At 50.6% G+C, this 468-nt stretch carries 2 tRNA genes; both read left to right on the top strand.

The annotated features are described in order from the left end of the window. The first annotated feature begins 30 nt into the window (after positions 1–30). Positions 31–107 (top strand) — tRNA-Ile (locus FHI25_RS20490). Between the two features lie 4 nt (positions 108–111). Next, a tRNA-Ala gene (locus tag FHI25_RS20485) sits at positions 112–187 on the top strand. Positions 188–468 lie beyond the last annotated feature (281 nt).

Genomic DNA, 468 nt, shown 5'->3' with positions numbered 1-468 from the left:
TTCAGATTGGCGAAGCTAAACTAACATACCGGGCCTGTAGCTCAGTTGGTTAGAGCGCACCCCTGATAAGGGTGAGGTCAGAAGTTCAACTCTTCTCAGGCCCACCATCACGGGGGTGTAGCTCAGTTGGGAGAGCGCCTGCTTTGCAAGCAGGAGGTCATCGGTTCGATCCCGTTCACCTCCACCAATTCCTTGGTGGATGCGCACAGTGACTTCGGTCATGTGGCGCGCAGTCCGGGATGGGAAACGCGGTATGGTAACGCAAGTTACCTAGAGATTTGGAAGATACGAGATATCTGATCCTTAGGGATTAGATGACGAGATGTTTGACATTGTGAATAGGGAATATGAAGAGAACGGATCTTTCCGTTGTGATTTTTCGCAACGAAAGAACGTGATCGCGAACTAGTTGTGATGTGGTTTTGCAGGTTTTACCCCTGCGCAAGCCGCAGAACAGTTAGCTGAGGG

The sequence above is a fragment of the Thalassospira sp. ER-Se-21-Dark genome (assembly GCF_017922435.1).
Classification (GTDB): Bacteria; Pseudomonadota; Alphaproteobacteria; order Rhodospirillales; family Thalassospiraceae; genus Thalassospira.
Note: the sequence above shows the minus strand (reverse complement) of the source record. Positions and strands in the feature narration are given on the sequence as shown.